This is a genomic window from Aquabacterium sp. UBA2148 (genome assembly GCF_002328915.1).
GTDB lineage: Bacteria > Pseudomonadota > Gammaproteobacteria > Burkholderiales > Burkholderiaceae_C > Aquabacterium > Aquabacterium parvum.
The window spans coordinates 1-928 of record NZ_DCXA01000048.1; the positions used below are offsets into that span (position 1 = coordinate 1).

Annotated in this window: 1 protein-coding gene; it reads right to left on the bottom strand. The window is 67.5% G+C overall.

Going from position 1 to position 928, the window contains the following annotated elements; all coding sequences use genetic code 11:
- On the bottom strand, positions 1 to 928 hold a 928-nt coding region (locus B2W70_RS02480; RefSeq protein ID WP_286742499.1), incomplete at both ends, for an ATP cone domain-containing protein.

Here is a 928-nt window from a genome sequence, read left to right on the forward strand (position 1 = left end):
CAGGCCCATGGCCACGCGCATGAAGAAAGCCTGCGGCATTTCGATGCGCTTGCCTTCGGTGTGCAGGAAGTAGCGGTCGTACAGGGTCTGCAGGCCGAGGTAGTCGAAGTTGAGGTCGCGCTCGTACTTCAGCGCGGCGCCCAGACGGGCCAGGTCGAACTGACCGAGCTTTTCGTCCAGCAACTCGGCTTCGATGCCCTTCTTGATGAAGCCGGGGAAGTAGTCGGCGTAACGCGTGGCCATTTCGGCGTGCGTGACTTCTTCGCCCAGGATCTCGCGGCGGATGGTGTGCATCAGCAGGCGCGAGGTGGCGCGGGTGTAGGCCGGGTCGTGTTCGATGCGGGTGCGGGCGGCCAGGATGGCGGCCTTGTAGACCTCGTCGATGGACACGCCGTCGTACAGGTTGCGCTGGGTCTCGGCGAAGATGGGGCCGGCCTTGACGTCTTCACCCAGGCCAGCACAGGAGGTCTCGATCAGGGCCTTGAGGGCGGCGGTGTCCAGGGGCACGCGCTGGCCGCGGTCGATGACGTGCAGCGTGGGGGCGGCGACCTGTTGTTCGCTGGCTTGCTTGGCGCGCTCTTGTGCGCGGCGCTCGCGATACAGCACGTAGGCGCGGGCGATCTCGTGGTGGCCGCCGCGCATCAGGCCGAGCTCGACCTGGTCCTGGATGTCTTCGATGTGGAAGGTGCCACCGCTCGGGCGCGAGCGCAGCAGGCCGCGCACCACGGCTTCGGTCAGGCCGTCGACGGTTTCGCGCACCGATGCGGAGGCGGCGCCTTGCGTGCCGTGAACGGCCAGGAAGGCCTTCATCAGGGCGACTGCGATCTTGCTGGGTTCAAACGAGACGACCGCACCGTTGCGTCGGATGATCTGGTAGGCGGCGTAGGCCGACTGACGGGGCTGCTGGCCGGCTTCGGCGGCGGCGCCG